We start from the raw sequence: 19,354 nt of genomic DNA on the forward strand, positions 1-19,354 counted from the left end.
GCACTATCTTTGCATAAGATAGGCTGCGTTCGGCAATTTGAAAGTAACCTTTCATTGCTCTCACTTGCACTATTTTCGTATAAAATTAGAAACCATATATTATGATTATTGATTTTGATAAGATTGCCGAAGAGCATATTGAAGGCTTTAAAGGCGGTGAAGGTAAATTGGATATGCGTGCTTTCGTAGATGATCAGGCTCGTATTATGTATTCAACCTTGCGTCCAGGTGCAAGTAGTGGAAAGCACCAGCATATTGGTTCTTTTGAGGTTATGTATGTTATCAGTGGCGAACTGACTGTTCATTATGACGATACGACAGAAGTAGCAAGAGTAGGGCAGTTACATTATTGTCCAGAAGGTCATTTCCATTGGTTTGAGAACTGTACAGACCATGATGTAGTTTACCTTGCTATTGTTCCAACATTGAGATAAGAACGATTTTTTTTCATGAAAAAAAATATTTATTGTCGTGAAGAAAAATATTTCTTTTCATGAAAATAATTCTTTTCTTTCATGAAAAGAAATTGTTAATGATGATATCATATAGCCTCAGTCATCTCATTCTTTTTCCTTAAATAGTAGGAGAATGTAGGCTATTTGTGGTTAGCAGATGGATTGATTACAGCATTGAATTTTACACTATTCATAAGTAAATACTATTGTATAGTTGTATTATTGTTGGATGGGGATAGCCCAAGCTTTATTTTAACCTAAAACGATGAGAATTAAAAACCTAATAATGACAACGATAACTTTATTGACGGGATTGGGTGCAAATGTTTCTGATGCCGATAGCCTAATGGCAATGAGTGGTTTTCCTACCGATGAAGTAGGAATCGAACATGGTGTATCTGCTTGTTACGCAGGTTGTATTGATAACCAACTTGTAATGGCAGGTGGTTGTAATTTTCCCATAAATACATTGGCTCCAGATAGCAAAAAGGTTTATTACAGTGGGATTTATGCTACCACAACTGACGATGGTGACCAACTGAATTGGAAGTTGGTTGGTCATTTGCCTGAGCCATTGGCTTATGGAGTTACTGTGACTTACGACAATAGTATGATTGTTGTTGGTGGAATGAATAATGATGGGAGCTACGGAAAAGTTTATCGTGTAACTTTTGTTGATGGTAAAGCAGAAGTTTCTGTTCTTCCTTCTATGCCTTGCTCTGTGGATAATATGGCTGGTGCTTTGGTCGGCAGACATCTTTATGTAGCAGGAGGAGCAATGGATGGTAAGGCTTCTAATCGTGTTTTATGCCTTGATTTAGATAATATCTCAGCTGGTTGGAAGGACATAAAGCCTTTCCCTGGCTTGGTACGTGTACAGCCTGTAGCAGGTAGTATGGGTGACAATCGTTTCTGTCTTTTCGGTGGTTTCGCTCCTGCAGCAAATGGTGAGGAAGCAAAGTTGGCGATGGATGGTTGCGTTTATGATGAGACTACTGATGAATGGCAGGTACTTGAAGGTCCGAAGGACGATAAGGGAGAACCGCTGTTTGTAGGTGGTGGTACGGCTATCAACCTATGCAAAGATCAGCTTTTGGTGATGGGAGGCGTTAATAAAGACGTTTTCCTCTCAGCTGTTAATCATCCTCAACCAGATTATTTGAGTCATCCTATTGAGTGGTACCGCTTTAATCCATATACTTTATACTATAATAAAGATGGCTGGAAGGTTCTTTATAAGAGTCCAGAAACGGCACGTGCTGGTGCTGCCTTGGCACAGACCAATCATGGTTTATATGTGATTGGTGGTGAGTTGAAGCCAAGAGTGCGTAGTAATAAGATTGTAAAGTATCCTAAACGTTGATTAGTTCTATTCCTTCTTTTGTGAGGATAGAAAGGCCAAATGGCTTGGCTATTATTCTTGATATAATCACAAAAGCCCCTTTTTAAAAGGGATTTGGACAGATATTTAAATAATTTATTAATCGCCCATTGTTCTTACGGATATTCATCTGCTATTTGTTATGGAAGATAGAGACGTGGGGTGGGCTGTAATCTTTTTATGAAAAAATATTATCCTTGGGTACTTGTTGCCCTCCTTTGGTTTGTTGCCCTGCTGAATTATATGGATCGCCAGATGTTGTCGACGATGCAGGAGGCTATGAAAGTTGATATTGCAGAGCTGAATCAAGCTGAGGCTTTCGGTGCATTGATGGCTGTATTCTTGTGGATTTATGGTATTGTGAGTCCATTTGCAGGAATTATTGCTGACCGTGCTAACCGTAAGTGGCTTGTAGTCGGTAGTATCTTTGTATGGTCTGCAGTGACTTATCTTATGGGTTATGCTGAGAGTTTCGACCAACTTTATTGGCTTCGTGCCTTTATGGGCGTCAGCGAAGCACTTTATATCCCAGCTGGTCTGTCACTCATTGCCGATTGGCATGAAGGAAAGTCACGCTCATTGGCGATTGGTATTCACATGACAGGTCTTTATGTTGGACAAGCTGTTGGTGGTTTTGGAGCAACGTTGGCTGCAATGTTTTCATGGCATGCAGCCTTCCATTGGTTTGGTATTATTGGTATTGTTTACTCACTTGTATTGCTTGTATTCTTGAAAGAGAATCCAAAGCATGGACAGAAAGCGGCTTCACAAGGTGAGGCTAAGTCAAGCAAGAATCCTTTCCGTGGTTTGTCTATTGTGTTCTCTACTTGGGCTTTCTGGGTAATACTCTTCTATTTTGCAGTGCCAAGTCTTCCAGGTTGGGCTACAAAGAATTGGTTGCCAACACTATTCGCTAATAGTTTGGATATACCAATGTCAAGTGCAGGACCAATGTCTACGATAACTATTGCTGTATCATCATTCATTGGTGTTATCATGGGTGGTATTGTTTCAGACCGTTGGGTACAGCGTAACCTACGTGGACGAGTATATACCAGTGCTATTGGTCTTGGTCTTACAGTTCCTGCCCTCATGTTCTTGGGCTTTGGTCATAGCCTTGTGTCTGTCGTTGGAGCAGGCTTGTGCTTTGGTATTGGTTATGGTATGTTTGACGCTAACAATATGCCAATCCTCTGTCAGTTCATTTCATCAAAGTATCGCAGTACCGCATACGGAATCATGAATATGACTGGTGTGTTTGCAGGAGCTGCCGTTACACAGGTATTAGGTAAGTGGACTGATGGTGGTAACCTCGGTCTTGGCTTTGCTATCTTGGGTGGTATTGTTGTGTTAGCTTTAGTTTTGCAGCTCTCTTGCTTGAAGCCAACAACCGACAATATGGAGTAAGAACGGAGTCGAAACTCACTTATAATTGCTTATTTTTATCACATATAATCGCCTTTCCCACGTATATAACCGTTTGTTTTAGATGATTAAAGGTGGAGGGCAACACTGTTTATGGAAAAGATTATCGGATTAATTGACGCACCGTTCACGCCATTCTATGCTAATGGCGATGTCAATCTTGAGCCTATTGAGGCTTATGCAGCTATGTTGCAGAAGAACGGTTTGAAGGGAGTATTTATCAATGGTTCGTCTGGTGAGGGCTATATGCTCACAACAGAAGAGCGTATGCAGTTAGCTGAACGCTGGATGCAGGCTGCACCAGAAGGTTTCAAGGTTATCGTACATGTGGGCAGTTGCTGCTTGCGTGAGAGCGTACGCTTGGCTGAACACGCAGAGAAGATTGGTGCATGGGGTATCGGTGCGATGGCTCCTCCTTTCCCAAAGATTGGTCGTATTGAGGAGTTGGTGAAGTATTGTGAGACAATTGCAGCCGCAGCTCCTTCACTTCCTTTCTACTATTATCACATTCCTGCATTCAATGGTGCATTCTTGTCAATGCTCGAACTCTTGAAAGCTGTTGATGGTCGTATCCCTAACTTCGCAGGTATTAAGTACACCTTTGAGAGTCTTTATGAGTACAATCAATGCCGTCTTTATAAGGATGGTAAGTTCGACATGCTGCATGGACAGGATGAAACGATTCTCCCAAGTTTAGCTCAAGGCGGTGCAAAGGGTGGTATCGGTGGCACAACCAACTATAATGGTCGTGAACTGACAGGTATCATCGAGGCTTGGAACAAGGGTGACATCGAAACTGCACGTGAGAAACAAAACTTCTCACAGGAGGTTATTAATGTTATTTGTCACTTCCGTGGCAATATCGTTGGTGGTAAGCGCATTATGAAGTTGATGGGCTTTGACCTCGGTCCAAACCGTGTTCCTTTCCAGAATATGACAGATGAGGAAGAGGCACGTATGAAGAAGGAGCTTGAGGAAATCGGTTTCTTCGAGCGTTGCAATAAGTTCTAATAATCATATTACAGCCCAATATTTCCTTTTATTCTTCCTTTCAATAACTATTGATTTGTAGGAAGGGTGGGGAATATTGGGCTGTTTTGTTTTTCTATCAAGTTGTTCGTTGTAATCTATCAATTATAGATAGTGATTTCGCCTGCAATAGATTGGTTCATGTATTTGCGAATAGTTTCAGTATCGTTGTATTTAGCTTGCAGATACATCAATTTTGTTACAGCTGCTTCAACCGTACTATCATAACCACTGATTACACCAGTATCTTTGAGTTGATAGCCCGTATCGTAACGATTCATCTCCACCTGTCCGCTAATACACTGGCTGATATTAACCACAATAATATCACGCTCTGAAACCTTACGGAGTATATTCATGAGCCAAGGATACTGTGGAGCATTTCCACTTCCGTATGATCGCATGACAATACTTCTCAACTCTGGTGCATCAAACATGTGACGAATCAAATGCTCTTCAATACCTGGGAATAGAGAGAAGATAATCACATTATTATCCAACTCGAAGTGTGGCACCATTGGCTTCGTAAAGTCTGGCTTTAATATACTATGTTCTTTAAAGTTGAAGTTGACACCAGCCTCGCAGAGATGAGGATAATTAAAGGTGTCAAACGCATTAAAGTCGTCTGCATTCTGCTTCGTTGAGCGATTGCCTCGTAAGAGATGACCGCTAAAGTAGATACAAACCTCTGGTACCATTGGCGTGCCATCTAAGTGATGTGCAGATGCCAATTCAAGACTTGTCATGAGGTTCTCCTTACCATCTGTACGTAGCTGTCCGATTGGAAGTTGTGAACCCGTAAGGATAATAGGCTTTGTAAGGTTCTCAAACATGAACGACAAGACAGAAGCGGTATAAGACATCGTATCTGTACCATGCAAAACAACAAAACCGTCATATTCGTCATAGCGGTCTGCAATGACTTTCACCAACTGCTTCCATCGGACAGGTGACATGTCAGAAGAGTCGATAGGTGGATCGAACTGATAGGTGTCAACCTCCGTAGGGATTAGTTTGAACTCGGGAACGTTATCAACAAGATGGTTGAAGTCTAATGGCTCCAATGCACCTGTCCGTTGGTTATGTCCCATACCAATGGTACCGCCTGTATAAATGAGTAATACTTTGTTGGTTCTGTTCATCGTGCATTAGTTTGTTATTTTTGCAAAGATAAGAAAAACATTTAATTCCCATCGTAATTTTAAAAGATAATTTTCTATATAATGTTGTATGGTAAGCAAATATCTTATATGTTAGTTGTTAGTGGCTTGTTTCATAAGGTAATGTCCTTTATCTTATCGTTTTCTTTTGCTATATTGGGGCTCGTTAAGCCTTGTTTTGTAGGTAAGCACTAATGGTGTTAAGGCTTAGCACTAATGGTGCTGACGCTCCGCACCATTGGTGCTGATGCTTAATTGCGATGTTATATATCTCCTTTTTGGGGCGGAAACTATGTTATTAGCCCTTTTGTAAGGCTTCCTACCGATGTGTTTTTTCCTTTATAACGTTTGGTTTTCTCTGCTTTTATGCTTACCTTTGTTTTTCAAACATAATCAATCACAATATAACCAAATTATCTTTCGACTATGGAGAAGAAATATTTTGCCCCTTCTGAACTGATTATTAATGAAGATGGAAGTATCTTTCATTTGCACTTGAAACCAGAGAATCTTGCTGATAAAGTTATACTTGTTGGTGACCCTGGTCGTGTTGCACTCGTTGCTTCACACTTTGAGAACAAAGAATGTGAGGTTGCTAATCGTGAGTTCTGTGCTATCACAGGTACTTTCAAGGGAAAGAGAATTACGGTTTTGAGTACAGGTATTGGCTGTGACAATATTGATATCGTTTTAAACGAATTAGATGCGCTTGCTAATATTGATTTCAAGACACGTACAGAGAATGAGCAGTTGCGTCAGTTGACACTCGTACGGATTGGTACTTGTGGTGGATTGCAGCCTTACACACCTGTTGGTACTTATATAGCGTCTGCCAAGAGTATTGGTTTCGATGGCTTGTTAAACTTCTATGCAGGTCGCAATCAGGCTTCTGACCTTGAGTTTGAAGCGGAATTCAAGAAGCAGGTTGAATGGGATTCGCAGTTGGGTAATCCATACGTGGCTTGTGCTGATAAGGAGTTGCTTGATACTATTGCAGCTGATGATATGGTACGTGGAGTTACAATTGCTTGTGGAGGATTCTTCGGGCCACAGGGACGTGAGCTTCGTTTGCCATTGCAGGACCCTAAACTGAATGAAAAGATAGAAAACTTCTCTTATAATGGTATGCAGGTAACTAACTTTGAGATGGAGTCATCGGCACTTGCTGGTCTTGCTACTCTTATGGGACATAAGGCTGTTACAGCCTGTATGGTTATTGCCAACCGCCTTGCTAAAGAAGCAAACGCAAGCTATAAGAATACTATTGATGGCTTGATAGAGAAGGTGTTGGAGAGAATATAATAAATCATTTTTTATGAGCAAACAAAAAGACAAGATATCACAAACTGTTTTATCCACTCCTCTGTCTATTCTTTCAGGGGGTGGTGAACCTATATGCTCTCTTGCTACTCAGCCGGGTGGAGCTATAGGAGTCATCCGTGTGAGTGGTGAGATGGCGATAGAAGTAACGGACAAAGTCTTTCATGGTGTTCGTGGAAAGCATTTAACAGATGCGAAAGGGAATACCTTGCATTATGGTGAAATCCTTGACAAGGAGGGAAAAACCATTGATGATGTTCTGGTTAGTGTCTTCCGTGCTCCTCATAGCTATACGGGTGAGAACAGTACTGAGATATCCTGTCATGGTTCTGCATATATTCTTAATCAGGTTGTAAAGGCACTTATTGATGCTGGTTGTCGTCAGGCTCAGCCAGGAGAGTACACACAGCGAGCTTATATGAACGGCAAGATGGACCTTAGTCAGGCGGAAGCTGTTGCCGACCTCATCGCTGCTTCTAATCGTGCTACGCATCAAGTGGCTTTGAGTCAACTGAAGGGCCATTTTAGTTCGGAGCTTTCACTCTTGCGTGAACAGCTCTTGAAGATGACTTCTTTGTTGGAGTTAGAACTCGATTTCTCTGATCATGAGGAACTTGAATTTGCTGATCGTACAGAACTGAAAGCATTGGCAGAGACGATACATCAAAAGATAAAACTCCTCACAGATTCCTTTGAGACGGGTAAGGCTTTGAAGAAAGGTGTGCCTGTTGCCATTGTTGGTAAGACGAATGTGGGTAAGTCTACTCTTTTGAATTGCCTTCTTCATGAGGAGAAAGCCATTGTGTCGAATATTCATGGTACGACACGCGATGTCATTGAGGATACAACAGAAATCAAAGGTGTTACCTTCCGTTTTATTGATACGGCTGGTATTCGTCATACTGAAGACCAAATTGAAAAGTTAGGCATTGAGCGTGCTTATCAAAAGATGGATGAGGCTGCCATTGTCTTATGGGTTGTTGATGAACAACCAACAGCAGAAGAATGTGCTGAAATGCAGCGTTTGACGAAAGGTAAGCATTTGATAACAATCTTCAATAAAATCGATAGTAAAGTGGTAGAGCCTAAGCAGGTAGATAATGACTAACATACAGTCTATATATCAGCAAAGTTAAAGCAAAATATTAAGGCTTTGGAGGAGGCTATTTATGAAGCTGCTAATATCCCTGAGATAAGTGAGAACAGTGTTATCATTACTTCTGCGCGCCATTACGAAGCATTAACTCATGCTGATGAATCTATTCTACGTGTCATAGAAGCTCTCGACTTTGGGCTTAGCGGTGACCTTGTAAGTGAAGACTTACGCATCTGTCTTCATCAACTTGCTGATATAACAGGTGGGCAGATTACCCCACACGAAGTGCTTGGAAATATATTTAAGCACTTCTGTATAGGTAAGTAAGGTCTTTGGATAGGTTACTCTCTTTGTGTCGTAAGTCCTTATTGTTGAGAGATATAGCCTTCTTGATCATACCCCTTGCGCTCATGGTGAATGAGATCTATCAATTGTTGGATCTCTATTCTGTCTGATTTAATATCCTTATAACGAGCATATTGTTCGTTATAACGCCTTGTTGAACCCCATCTTAACCGTGAGGAGATATCTTCTGGGATTAAGAAAGATGTGCGTTCTGTGCCTAAATGCTTCTGAAATTCAGACAGGAATATATGAATACCAGCCAAATCAAAGTCGCCAAAGTGGATATATGGATTGGGAATAGATGCCAGCCATTCTCTAAGATCAGTTGATTGTGGATAGCGTGAGACGAACAATACCTTTTGTGAATGTCCATGTTTATGTAGATACTCATTAAAGAAGACCCTTTGTTGACGTACTTTTCTGAAATTCTCCATATTCTCAATTCCAATGATAATCACGTTGCCAGGAATCGTAAATGTTTTCCAATCAGATACAAAAAAGAAATATCCTTCTTGTGGATTGATGGTAAATGGTTCTTTATTCAATCGACATTCAATCGACTCATACGTATTTACTGGGAATCCAGGACACGAACGTATAGTCACGAGTTTAGAGTTTCCTGTCTCGCTTGCCATTGAACTTCTTGACTCGGAATTACCGACATCTAATATCCGATAGTTCTCATCTTTATCAATAAGAAACCTTTTTAATGCTTCGATATTGTTGGCACGATACGATTTTCTCGATCCATGTATAATGATTTGCAATAGGCCTTCCTGAATAAGTTCTGTCAGTAGTCTATTACTTATCCTTGAGCCTGCAACGGTCTCACCAGCTATTAACGCTTGTATAGATGCACTTACTGCCATAGTCTTTCGATGTTATATTCTCTTTAAAAGTTTCTCAACTTTCGTCTTTACACCATGCTTGCTTAGTAGGTAGGTGTACCGATAATCGTATGGATTATAGGATGTTGGTGAACTATTTATTAGCTGGATATTACGTGAGTTAGCAAACTGTAAGATGCCTTTAATATTGTTTGGATGTAGACGACCAATCTCATCCATCATACAATGGACGATGAAATCACCACTCTTACGGGCTGCCTTCTTCTTGAATACGTTGATAAGCATGATGTTAACCATTGCCTTCACTAAGATGTCTGTTCCGTCTGAACCAACGTTATTAATGCGTTCTACCCAGCTTGTATCATTGTCATTCTCCTTTACACGGAACTGTAAACGGAAGGCATCACCCAATGATACGATGTTACGATTGGGCTCGTTCTGTAACTGATGAGATAAACTCTTTAGATAGTCTACAACCTTTCGGTTTATTTCATCACGATTATCACTTGAGAAAAGGTTTAGTTCTCCTATAGAAAGAGCATTCTCTATGCAGTAATTATGAATGGATATAAGCAACTGCATAAGCTTGTCTGACGACTCATTTGCTCTTAATTCTATACTTTTAATGACTCCTGCAAAGTTCTTCTCAACAAAGTCTCGATTGATGTCAAGGATTACTCCATCCACATCTGATCTACGTTTCATCAATGCGCCGACCTCAGTTGAAATACGTCCTAAGATGTCTTTGTAATGTTCACTGGTACGTCTTCGATACTCTTCTATCTTATTATTGTCGATAAACTCTTGTAAGTCAACTGCAATCTGCATATAATCTGCGTCTGTGATAGGCATTGTGTTGAAGTGAAAAGCATTCTGGGGCTTAAAGTTACGATTGAAGTTTACGACAGTTCCTTTTAGTATCTCAATAGCTTCTCGTTTCTGATTAATGGTGCCTCTCAGCTGACTTATTAGCTGTAGACAGTCTAAATGTGTAGACTTAGCCTTATTATCAGCGAGATAATCGTTAGATACTAAGTGTTCATTTTCTATAACTTGATGATATTGATTTAGTCCATCTCGTCTATGAGCGAGGTCTTTTTGGATCGCTCTCTGTTGGTCTTCAAATGCTTGCTTCTTCTTTTCTATGCGTATTCGTTTGTCTTCGTAGCGTTGTTGCAACATAATAAGTCGCTGCCCAATCTCCTTTATATTGTTTCTAATATCAGCTTCTTTAGAGAAGAGGGTTTCCACCGCATCTTCGTATTTGATTACATCATTGCGGTCTGTTTCTATCTGTTGAAGTAGCTTGTTAAGCTCATCAAGTGCTTTGCGATATTCGTTCAATAGTTTGATATCTACTCCCTTGCCTTCAAGCTCAGCTTTTTGTTGTTTGTCAAGTTGAGCTTTTTGATTTTCAAATTCCTGATTATGCAATTCAACTTCAGTCTTTTGTTGCTCTTGAAACGTATGTAGTTCATTATTAAGTGCCTTTACAGACCTATTGAAAGCTGCATCAAGTTCCTTCAAGTCCTTTTCGTTCTTAGCGTCATTTTTAGCTTGTCTTTCTTTCTCAGCTTCAACTTTAAGAGTGGCATCATTGAATGCACGCATACGTAACTCTTGTTCGCTTGAGATTATTTCCTGCTCTTCCATCTTTAATTTATGCTGTTGGTTCTGCAGGTTCTGTCTCTTGGTAGGTATTTGTTCAGCCTCCACTCTTAGCTGAGTAGCTTCCTGACGCAATGGTTTAAGTAGGTTACCATACTTCTTACCAAGTTTAGATATTTCCTCTTGAAGGGTTACTGATAGTTGTGATAACTGTCTATTCAATAGCTGTAGTTGGCTCTCTAAATTTTTCTTCTTTGTCCTATACTCATCAGGGGTACGATGAGTAGGCTCAATATTTTCCAAGTTGAGCTTTACTCCAAATAGGTTGTCCGTTTTATTGTCTAATGTTGGTTCAAGTCCTTGGGCGTAGAGTATCCGTTCTTCATCTACAACTTTTCCAATCGTATCTTCCCATCCTTCAGCGTTCTCACACAGCCAATGATACAGCGAGTCATCCAGATGTGACAGCAAGTCGTTGATTCTTTCAATTTCATTACGGCATATTGTACGATCGTTCTCCAATCGTTTTTGTTCCTGCAAAGAGGCTTGTTTCAACTCAGCCTCTTTCATTTCGAATTCGTTAGTCAGCTTTTCTATTTGAATTCTAACAGTTTTCTGCTCTTCCTTATTAGCCTTTTCTTTGATATCTAATTGCACCAGTTGCTCCTTCACCAGCTTGATGTCATTCTCCTTAGGGTGCCATTGGCGTAGTTCTTTAACTCTACTGTCAGCTCTATATTGTTCAGCAATAAGGCTTTGAAGACGTTCTTTAGAATCAAGTGATAAGGTACGATACACGTTCATAACCAGGTTTCTGTTCTTAGAACGTTCTTCTTCATAGCGATTACGTTCTTGTTGTAGCTCTGTTTGCTTTGTATATAAAGTCTCTCTCAGCCTATTGATAAATGCTTGATGAGCATTTTCAAGTTTCGCTTTGGCGATATTATACTTCTCTGCTATTGAAGCATTCGTTTTGAGCAAATCATCCAATAACATTTTTTTCTCAGCTGCTTCATGCTTTAATGACTTCTCACGAGCATTAAGTGCAACCTTTTCTTTAATGTTAATAGCATCAAAATACTTCCGTTTCTCAGCTATCTCTTTCAGTTTACTATTCTTCCCTCCAAGGTCTTGATTGAGTGAGTCTTTTTCTTTGTCATAGTCAGCTTTAAGTTCCTTCTGACGTTTACTCTCTTTCTCAATATTGTTTTTTACATCTACAAGTTTACTTTCCAATAGTGGTATTTGTTGTTCATCGTCCACTACAACATAGTTCAGCATGTGCCATACATCAAGTAGTTGCTGGTCAAACGCAACTATCTTACGGCCTTGTTCAGCTATTTTCAGTGCTTGCTGGCGTACGGGATAAATTCCGTTACGTGTCTGTCGGAACCAACAGTCTATTTCATCGTATTCCCTTTCAAAGTCTGTTACCAGTCTTCTGTACGTTTGTAAATCAATAGGGTGGTCTTCGTCAGCCATTGACTGGATGATAGTATTCTTCACAAAGTCAGCATCCAACTTCGTGTTAAGGAATACATTTTGAATACTTCGAGGTATATTTTGATAGTGAGAACTCTGTACTAAGGCATAGCGAGTAAACTTATGGTCGTGTGTATTACCAAAGATGATATCCTTAAACATCACCCCTGAGTCAATTCTTGCTGATACACTCACATTCTTATCAATACGTTCACGTATCTTGACCCAGTCACTCAACACCTGTTTATCATTATCAATGAGCCACTCTCTTTGGTATGGTGCATCAATAAATCGCCAAGAAGCACGTCCTTGGTATCGGTTGACTAATATGGTATATGCTCCATTATCACGCATTACCTCATAGAGGATATGCGAGTTAGATTGGCGGAAATAGAACTCATCAAACGACTTCTGGCCTTGTTGAATACCCAACTTATGTTTGTCGGCATTGTAGAAGAATAGTAGTGCTCTTAGTACTGTACTCTTTCCTACACCCTGCGTTCCAGTGAAATGCACATTACCATCTACTGATATTTCAGCGTATGGAATATTAGCACTATTGATAAATATGATTCTATTCAGGTATTTCATCTTCGTTAGCTATTTGAATCATGTTAACCAATTCCTCGGCATAGCGGAATGCAGAGGTTATCTTAAAAGTTTCATCTTGAATATTGACACATTCAGCAAACCCCATGTTTTGCATCTCTTGGAGTAGCTTGTTCACTATCTCTTGATTTGAGCCTGCGCCATACTTTTTAAACAGGTGGTTGGCTTTCTCCTTCAATTCAATATCCAAACTGATTTGTTCTATCAGATGTCCTTTACGAAATTGATAGCCTGCAGAGAATGCTTGGTTATAGCATTTAAGGAAGTCAAGATAATCAAGCCACTTAGAGAAGCTCTCTAACTTTTGTTCTATAGCTTGTTTTCCCTCCCCTATACGAGAGAAGTAGAAGTAACCATTGCCCTGTTCTAATTGTAGACCAACTTCTTTAAAGTAGTCTGTATAATCTTCAAAGTTCTCTTCTAAGTCATCGTATAGATGGCGGATAGAGTTGTCAGAACTGTCAACAGAGAGGAATTCTCCGCGGATTAATCGTTCATATATTCGTTGAGTGTTATTTCGCATAGATGATTGGATATTCAATGTTTTGGTAAGTTGCGTATTCTCCTGTCATTTTACATTCATCTGGGTGTAGGATGACAAGTTGACAAAAGAGGGTTGCATGATCTTCTATTTCACGTTTTGTCATATAGTTGTATCTGAGGATAAACTCAAAGAGATTGTAGCTTGATGCAGCAAAGGCATTCCACACTTCAGTAGGATCAATCTCTTTCAGAAGTTGTACTTGCTCTTGTAAGTCTTCCTTTGTAAGTGGCTCTGCTTCTGTTCGTGACGTCTTTTGTATACCGTTACGTTCTGCTATTCTCCTTAAAACCTTTGCTATCTCATCATTCTCTCTTAATGCCTCTAATGAAAGACGAATCTTACTATATTGCCGAGACTCCATCCATAGCGGATTGTTATCTTCTAATACTTGTGTAATATTAGTTTCTGTCTTGATGAGAACTTGGTCTTTCAGATACTTTAATTTGCGTATCTTCTTATAAAGCTGATTCTGTTGGTCTATTTGATTGATATAGACAATAATCTGCCTATCTATCTCCATCAGTGCATGATAGGCTTCAACGAAATCGTGTCTTACATTGCTACAAGTCTTAGCCATGTGTGGGTCATTGGCCATAATGAAGAAAGCTTGCTCATTGTCCATTAGCTTTTCACATTCACGTATCATCGAACGTATGCTATGACTTTTCTCATCAAGATTCTGGAGTTTCGTTTTCTTGTTGAGATAGTTGGGCTCTTGCTTATAGGTGTTGTCCATGTTTCGTTTCAAGTCTACCACATTTTTCAACGTTCTAAAGCCAGTCTTCTTCAAGAGTTGACGCACACTATCTTGGTAGTTAGCTTTCCGATTTACGTTTGTCTCTTGTAGAAAATAAGTGATATGCTCCTTTAGTGTGTTGATACATTCCTGCACACTTAACACACTTATTTCCTCATTCACGTTCAGTACCTCCTCGAAGAAATTAAGATAGTCGCTCTCTATTTCAAGAGAATTGCCAGTTTCTACTACTACACCATAGTCAATGAGCCTACTTAGTCGGCTCTCATTCCCGCCAACTAACTCCAGTGCTATTCCTTTGGGGAACTTTATCAGCTTTCGCTTCTCAAACATCTCACTCAGTAGCCTTTGTTCGCGTGAGAGTGTTTTAGTTAGCTCTTCTATTGTTCTAAAGTGTGACAGTATGTCCATGGGCTTGTTTTATATATCAAGAGTATGATAGTCTTTAACATTATTATTGAATAAGGTGGGATTAAGCAAGATTTCTTAATACATCAGTTTTGTGTGGATAAGAATCCGTTTGCTTTTAGACCAGCATCTTATACTTTAGGTATTAAAACAGATACAAATATAATAATTACTTTCGAACAACGTTGCTTATTACTGATAAAATCTGAGTAACTTATGGTAAACACACCATGTATATGTCTTTTTATCGGTATCTTCGTGTGAAATAGATAGTAATAGATGAACTTATATACATCTTTCTCTTATTGTGCGGGTGCTCCGCACATGTGGTGCGGGGGCTTAACACCATACGTGCGGAGGCTTAGCACCACACAAGTTTATGGTAAGGATAAAGGTAACTTATCGTCGAGAAGTATGCAAAAGGTAGCTGATTAGTATGAGTTTCTATGTGAATAGGAGGACGTAAGCGTATGATAAATAGAATTTTATATAGTGAAGGCTTTTCTTTCTGTTTAATGTAGGTTATATAAAAAAGCCGCACTTAGTCACAAACGTAACTAAGTGCGGATATGTATTTGTTTTTCTTTTGATTCTCTGTCAGTGATAATCAATATTACCTTAACTTCTTACTCATTCTTCCGTCAGGTGTCACTCTCAGTTCGATAACGTATGTTGTGTCGGCATCAGGGATTCCGATAATAACATAGTAGTAGAGTGCTTTGGCATCAGCATGGGTAAAATACATCTTGCGTAGAATGCTGCGAGAGAGGAAACTCTTAGGGATAAGTGACTGGAACTCCTGCTTGCGGAAGTCATGAGCAAAGACAGGCGTACCATGATTGTACAATCTCAGTGATGCAACATTATCAAGGTAGATGTTGTCAACTTCTACTCCGTTATCGTTATAAGTTGATTTTACCACCTTGTCAGAGGTCGTTTGTACATGAACTTTACTCTGGAAATAACCTAAGTCTGTACGGATAACGGTATCTTGTGACTGCTCCAAGAAGGTGTTCATAGCATATACATGATAGTTAAAGGCTGAATAGAGTGATTTATCATTACTCTTTATCAACTTTACTTCATCACCATTTTGGTTGGCAAATTTCAGTAGGTGTGCCGCCTGCTTTTCTATTTTATAGCCATGAATGTTTTGACCTTGCAGGTAGATAGTGTCTTGATAAATCCAGAAGCGTACTGGCATACTCGCAGAGTCTGGGTAGAAGATGCTATCTCCCTTTACCAACATGGCAGGGTCACTGTTCTCGCCATTGGTCCATAAACCTTGCAACATCTCTTTTGCTTGCTTGTCCTCGTGTTGCTGTTGATAATCAGCTCCACGATTGCGACAAGCCGTCAAAAGAACCAGTAACGTTAATATGCAAACAATTAACTTCTGTTTCATCTTTACTGATACATAGTCGAACGCTTCGATAGTTCGTTCGTAATTAAATGTTTTATGCTGGATGCTACTTTAAGGCATCCTATTTTGAAAATATATCTTTTGTTTATTCAAACACCTTTACGTCCTTCAAAGCCAACCCCTTATTAAGGTCTTTGTCTGAAAGTACGACATCCTTCACGTCGATAGGCCACTTAACACCTACAGTCTCATCATTCCAACGGAGGCTCGCCTCTGTCTGTGGAGAGTAGACATTATCTACCTTATAAGTAAAAATAGCCTCGTCAGAAAGAACAAGGAAACCATGTGCAAAGCCACGTGGTACGAAGAACTGACGCTTGTTGTCCTCAGATAGTTCAACCATAACATACTTGCCGAATGTAGGTGAACTCTTGCGAAGGTCAACAGCAACGTCAACTACCTTACCCTTGATGACACGCACTAACTTAGCTTGTGCGGTATCGCCCTCTTGATAATGTAATCCACGCAGAACGCCATAGCTTGATTTAGACTCGTTGTCCTGTATGAAATCAACATGATAACCAATGTGTTTGTCGAATTCAGCCTGCTTGAAAGACTCGAAGAAATAGCCTCTATCGTCATTGAATACCTTAGGTTCGATAATCCAAACACCATCAATTTCTGTCTTAATAAACTCCATAAATTTTATTTTTAGTTCTTATTGCAAAGATAGTAAGTTTTATCGATTATCGGAAGGATTATTCCCTTTTTCATTATTCAAATAAGAATTTAACGTTGGGGACTTGCCACTTCCAAATAAAATAATTAAATTTGCAAACGTGATAAAACTCGACCGACATATAGAGATCCTTCTGTTGGAGAATGACTGTGTCATTGTCCCAGGCTTAGGTGGCTTTGTTGCCCATCATGTTTCAGCAAGATATGATGAGCAGGAAGGCTTGTTCCTGCCACCTTATCGTACGCTTGGCTTTAATGCACAGCTTAAAATGAATGACTCTTTGTTGGTGCAATCTTACGTAGATGCCTACGATTTAAGCTATCCTGAAGCTTTGCGACAGATAGAGAATGAGGTTGATGAGATTTATCAAACATTAGATGAAGAAGGCTTATTTGAACTAAATGATCTTGGAAGTCTTTCAAGAAATAGCGATGGTAACTTAGAGTTCGAACCTTTTGAAAGTGGAATTCTTACGCCATTATATTATGGTTTGAGTAGCTTTAACTTCACTAAGTTTGTTGCAGAAAAGCAGACTGCATCTCCAACGATAGAGGTTAAGACGCAAAAGCAGGGTTTAGTCTTTGTTGATGACTCTGATACAGCAAACAAACGTCTCAGTATCAGTATGCGTGCAGTACGCAATACAGCTGCAGCTGCAGTCTTCCTTACTGCGGTCTTCCTTGTTGCTTTCCCTGGTTCTAATCGTAAGGGTGTAAGTGATAAGCAGCAAATCAAGAGCGGAGTTCTTTATAATATCTTTGATTCTGACGACACGTCGAATGCTACTAAGCAGCTTAATACATTAACACCAGCAAGTCAGGTGTCAGGTGTAAAGCCCCAACAGACAACTCCTACTAATTCTTCTCATTATTGGGCAATTGTTATGGCAAGTCACGTAACAGAGAGTAATGCGCGTGCTTTTGTTCATCGGTTGCACAAGAGTGGACTTACTGATGCTCGTGTTTATGAGGGTGCTGAAAGTATAAAGGTTCTTTATGGCTATTTCTCAAGTCAGAAGGAAGCTTATGAAAAGATGAAGTTTATCAATAAAACTACTGAATTTAAGGAAGCTTGGGTGATAGAGATAGGAAAGTAAGACTGATTCTAATGCCTGCAAAGGATATGACTCGTTTACTTTTTTTCGTATAGAATCCAATACAATAAAGTTAAGAGCAAAGGTTTTTCATAGTTTGTGTATGTTTAGCCTTATTTGTTACTCCATGAGAGCCTCTTTATCCTCGTCTGAGGTGAGGGGCATTTTTATTAAAATTACTTTTATTATATGAAGCGTGTAAGATGTCCGAAGTGTGATAACTTCATAACTTTCGACGAAACAAAATATAAGTCTGGACAACGTCTTGTCTTTCAGTGTCCTCAATGTAGTAAAGAGTTTGGAATCCGTATAGGTGTTTCTAAACTTCGCAAGACACAAAAAGAGGAAAACGATGCTCCTATTGATGAAGCGTCAGAAGGCAAGTATGGCTCTCTTCATGTGATTGAAAATGTATTCCATTTTCGTCAGGTAATCCCACTGCAGATGGGTGAGAATGTTATCGGACGTTATATGAAGGGGAATCCAATTAACTGTCCGATTGAGACAGTTGACCCAAGTGTCGACATGACTCATTGCTCTATTACTGTCAGCAAGAATAAGCAAGGAAAGTTACAATATGTATTGCGTGATGGACCATCTTATACAGGTACGTTTGTTGATAACGTGATTCTTGGTGACCGTGAGCGTCGTGTTATAGAAGGTGGTACGCTCTTTACGATTGGTGCAACAAGTATTATTCTTCATACTCCAGATGAAGATTAAGTTGTGAAAATACTTTACAATGATTGGGGTAATTTACTCCTAAAAGTCTAAGAACGTACGTCTTTTTATCGACTTTGTAACTATCAGTATGTCAGTTTGTTGTAAACTCGTATTCTTAAAGGTGCTTAATAAGGGTTCAAAAGGGCGTTAGTTGGACTTCAAAAGGGCATCTTTTAGAAGCCAATATATGCCTAATTCGGATGCAATTAAGCGTTAACAAAAAATGAATTTCTGATTTTTTATTACAAAAGACTTGAGTGTGGAGTTTTTGTAAAATAATAAAGCCAGCTTTTACAGATACGTAAAAGCTGGCTTTATTATTTTATTTATGGACTTACTTGCCAGTCATGACACCTTCTATATACAGACGGGTCATTTCAACTTTTCCATTTGTACGTACGGTAATACTCTTCTTGAAGTGTCCTGGGAACTTACCTGTTCCGTTATAAGTCACGTCAATCGTACCTTTCTGACCTGGTGCAATCGGTTTCTTGTCATAGTTAGGAATGGTACATCCACAACTTGCAACAATCTGATTAATCACCAATGGGGCTTTACCAACATTTGTAAATGTGAATGTTGTTTTGTGCACTGGGTTGTCGTCAGAGAAAGTACCGAAGTCGTAAGTTACCTTATCAAATTTAATTTCTGCCTGATTCTGTGCTACTGCGAATGTCAATCCGAAAACTAACATCACTGTCATTAATAAGAACTTTTTCATGTCGTCTTTGTTTAATTGATATTTATTAAGTTCGATGCAAAAGTAATCAGAAAGTTTATAGTTTCACTAAAAATTCACAATAATTAAGGAGATATTGTTATTTTAACTCATTTCTGCCTATTGTCTTAACAATAAAAGGTGTAGAACTTTCTTTATATTTTTATAAGGTGTTTCCCATTTTTAATTTAAAGTTCGTATCTTTGCAGGAGATTATTTAAACCTAACAATTGGAAGATGATTTTCCTTTT

At 39.3% G+C, this 19,354-nt stretch carries 15 protein-coding genes and 1 pseudogene; 8 read left to right on the top strand and 8 right to left on the bottom strand.

Going from position 1 to position 19,354, the window contains the following annotated elements; all coding sequences use genetic code 11:
* The first annotated feature begins 101 nt into the window (after positions 1 to 101).
* The 4 genes from PMEL_RS10705 to PMEL_RS10720 all read left to right on the top strand — a co-directional run bounded on the left by PMEL_RS10705 (position 102) and on the right by PMEL_RS10720 (position 4,272).
* Positions 102 to 434, top strand: coding sequence for a cupin domain-containing protein (locus tag PMEL_RS10705; RefSeq protein ID WP_120175238.1), 333 nt, complete (start codon positions 102 to 104; stop codon positions 432 to 434).
* 307 nt (positions 435 to 741) lie between these two features.
* The gene (locus PMEL_RS10710) at positions 742 to 1,818 is read left to right on the top strand and encodes a cyclically-permuted mutarotase family protein (RefSeq protein ID WP_120175239.1); all 1,077 of its coding nucleotides are present in this window, start codon (positions 742 to 744) and stop codon (positions 1,816 to 1,818) included.
* Between the two features lie 198 nt (positions 1,819 to 2,016).
* A complete protein-coding gene (locus PMEL_RS10715) occupies positions 2,017 to 3,243 on the top strand; it encodes an MFS transporter (protein WP_120175240.1) in 1,227 nt (408 codons plus the stop codon).
* A 111-nt stretch (positions 3,244 to 3,354) separates the two neighbouring features.
* Entirely contained in the window at positions 3,355 to 4,272 is a 918-nt protein-coding gene (locus PMEL_RS10720) for a dihydrodipicolinate synthase family protein (protein WP_044046045.1), read from the top strand.
* A 119-nt stretch (positions 4,273 to 4,391) separates the two neighbouring features.
* Here the strand turns inward: PMEL_RS10720 and PMEL_RS10725 are convergent, their stop codons facing one another.
* Positions 4,392 to 5,432 carry a type I asparaginase gene (locus PMEL_RS10725; protein WP_120175241.1) on the bottom strand — a complete coding sequence of 347 codons (1,041 nt, stop codon included), beginning with the start codon at positions 5,430 to 5,432 and terminating at the stop codon, positions 4,392 to 4,394.
* Positions 5,433 to 5,876: 444 nt separating this feature from the next.
* Between PMEL_RS10725 and PMEL_RS10730 the strand changes: the two genes are divergently transcribed.
* The gene (locus PMEL_RS10730; RefSeq protein ID WP_120175242.1) at positions 5,877 to 6,752 is read left to right on the top strand and encodes a nucleoside phosphorylase; all 876 of its coding nucleotides are present in this window, start codon (positions 5,877 to 5,879) and stop codon (positions 6,750 to 6,752) included.
* A 61-nt stretch (positions 6,753 to 6,813) separates the two neighbouring features.
* Positions 6,814 to 8,193, top strand: a pseudogene (mnmE, locus tag PMEL_RS10735) (tRNA uridine-5-carboxymethylaminomethyl(34) synthesis GTPase MnmE).
* Positions 8,194 to 8,231: 38 nt separating this feature from the next.
* Here the strand turns inward: mnmE and PMEL_RS10740 are convergent.
* The 6 genes from PMEL_RS10740 to rfbC form a co-directional block, all read right to left on the bottom strand.
* On the bottom strand, positions 8,232 to 9,080 hold the full coding sequence (locus PMEL_RS10740) for a hypothetical protein (protein WP_120175243.1): 849 nt from the start codon (positions 9,078 to 9,080) through the stop codon (positions 8,232 to 8,234).
* Positions 9,081 to 9,092: 12 nt separating this feature from the next.
* Entirely contained in the window at positions 9,093 to 12,740 is a 3,648-nt protein-coding gene (locus PMEL_RS10745) for an ATP-binding protein (RefSeq protein ID WP_120175244.1), read from the bottom strand.
* Positions 12,724 to 13,281, bottom strand: a complete 558-nt coding sequence (locus tag PMEL_RS10750; protein WP_120175245.1) for a condensin complex protein MksE — start codon at positions 13,279 to 13,281, stop codon at positions 12,724 to 12,726. The genes PMEL_RS10745 and PMEL_RS10750 overlap by 17 nt, the downstream gene beginning before the upstream one ends.
* Positions 13,271 to 14,470 (bottom strand): hypothetical protein, encoded by a 1,200-nt coding sequence (locus tag PMEL_RS10755; RefSeq protein ID WP_120175246.1) that lies wholly within the window; start codon positions 14,468 to 14,470, stop codon positions 13,271 to 13,273. The genes PMEL_RS10750 and PMEL_RS10755 overlap by 11 nt, the downstream gene beginning before the upstream one ends.
* 610 nt (positions 14,471 to 15,080) lie before the next feature.
* Entirely contained in the window at positions 15,081 to 15,872 is a 792-nt protein-coding gene (locus PMEL_RS10760) for a DUF4738 domain-containing protein (protein ID WP_120175247.1), read from the bottom strand.
* 103 nt (positions 15,873 to 15,975) lie between these two features.
* The gene (gene rfbC / locus PMEL_RS10765) at positions 15,976 to 16,530 is read right to left on the bottom strand and encodes a dTDP-4-dehydrorhamnose 3,5-epimerase (protein WP_120175248.1); all 555 of its coding nucleotides are present in this window, start codon (positions 16,528 to 16,530) and stop codon (positions 15,976 to 15,978) included.
* Between the two features lie 103 nt (positions 16,531 to 16,633).
* Between rfbC and PMEL_RS10770 the strand changes: the two genes are divergently transcribed.
* Positions 16,634 to 17,665, top strand: coding sequence for an SPOR domain-containing protein (locus tag PMEL_RS10770; protein WP_120175249.1), 1,032 nt, complete (start codon positions 16,634 to 16,636; stop codon positions 17,663 to 17,665).
* A gap of 186 nt (positions 17,666 to 17,851) precedes the next feature.
* Entirely contained in the window at positions 17,852 to 18,385 is a 534-nt protein-coding gene (locus tag PMEL_RS10775; protein ID WP_120175250.1) for an FHA domain-containing protein, read from the top strand.
* Positions 18,386 to 18,719: 334 nt separating this feature from the next.
* On the opposite strand, the gene PMEL_RS10780 is transcribed toward PMEL_RS10775, so the two are convergent.
* A complete protein-coding gene (locus tag PMEL_RS10780) occupies positions 18,720 to 19,106 on the bottom strand; it encodes a DUF1573 domain-containing protein (RefSeq protein WP_120175251.1) in 387 nt (128 codons plus the stop codon).
* Between the last annotated feature and the right edge of the window lie 248 nt (positions 19,107 to 19,354).

This window comes from Prevotella melaninogenica (assembly GCF_003609775.1).
GTDB lineage: Bacteria > Bacteroidota > Bacteroidia > Bacteroidales > Bacteroidaceae > Prevotella > Prevotella melaninogenica_A.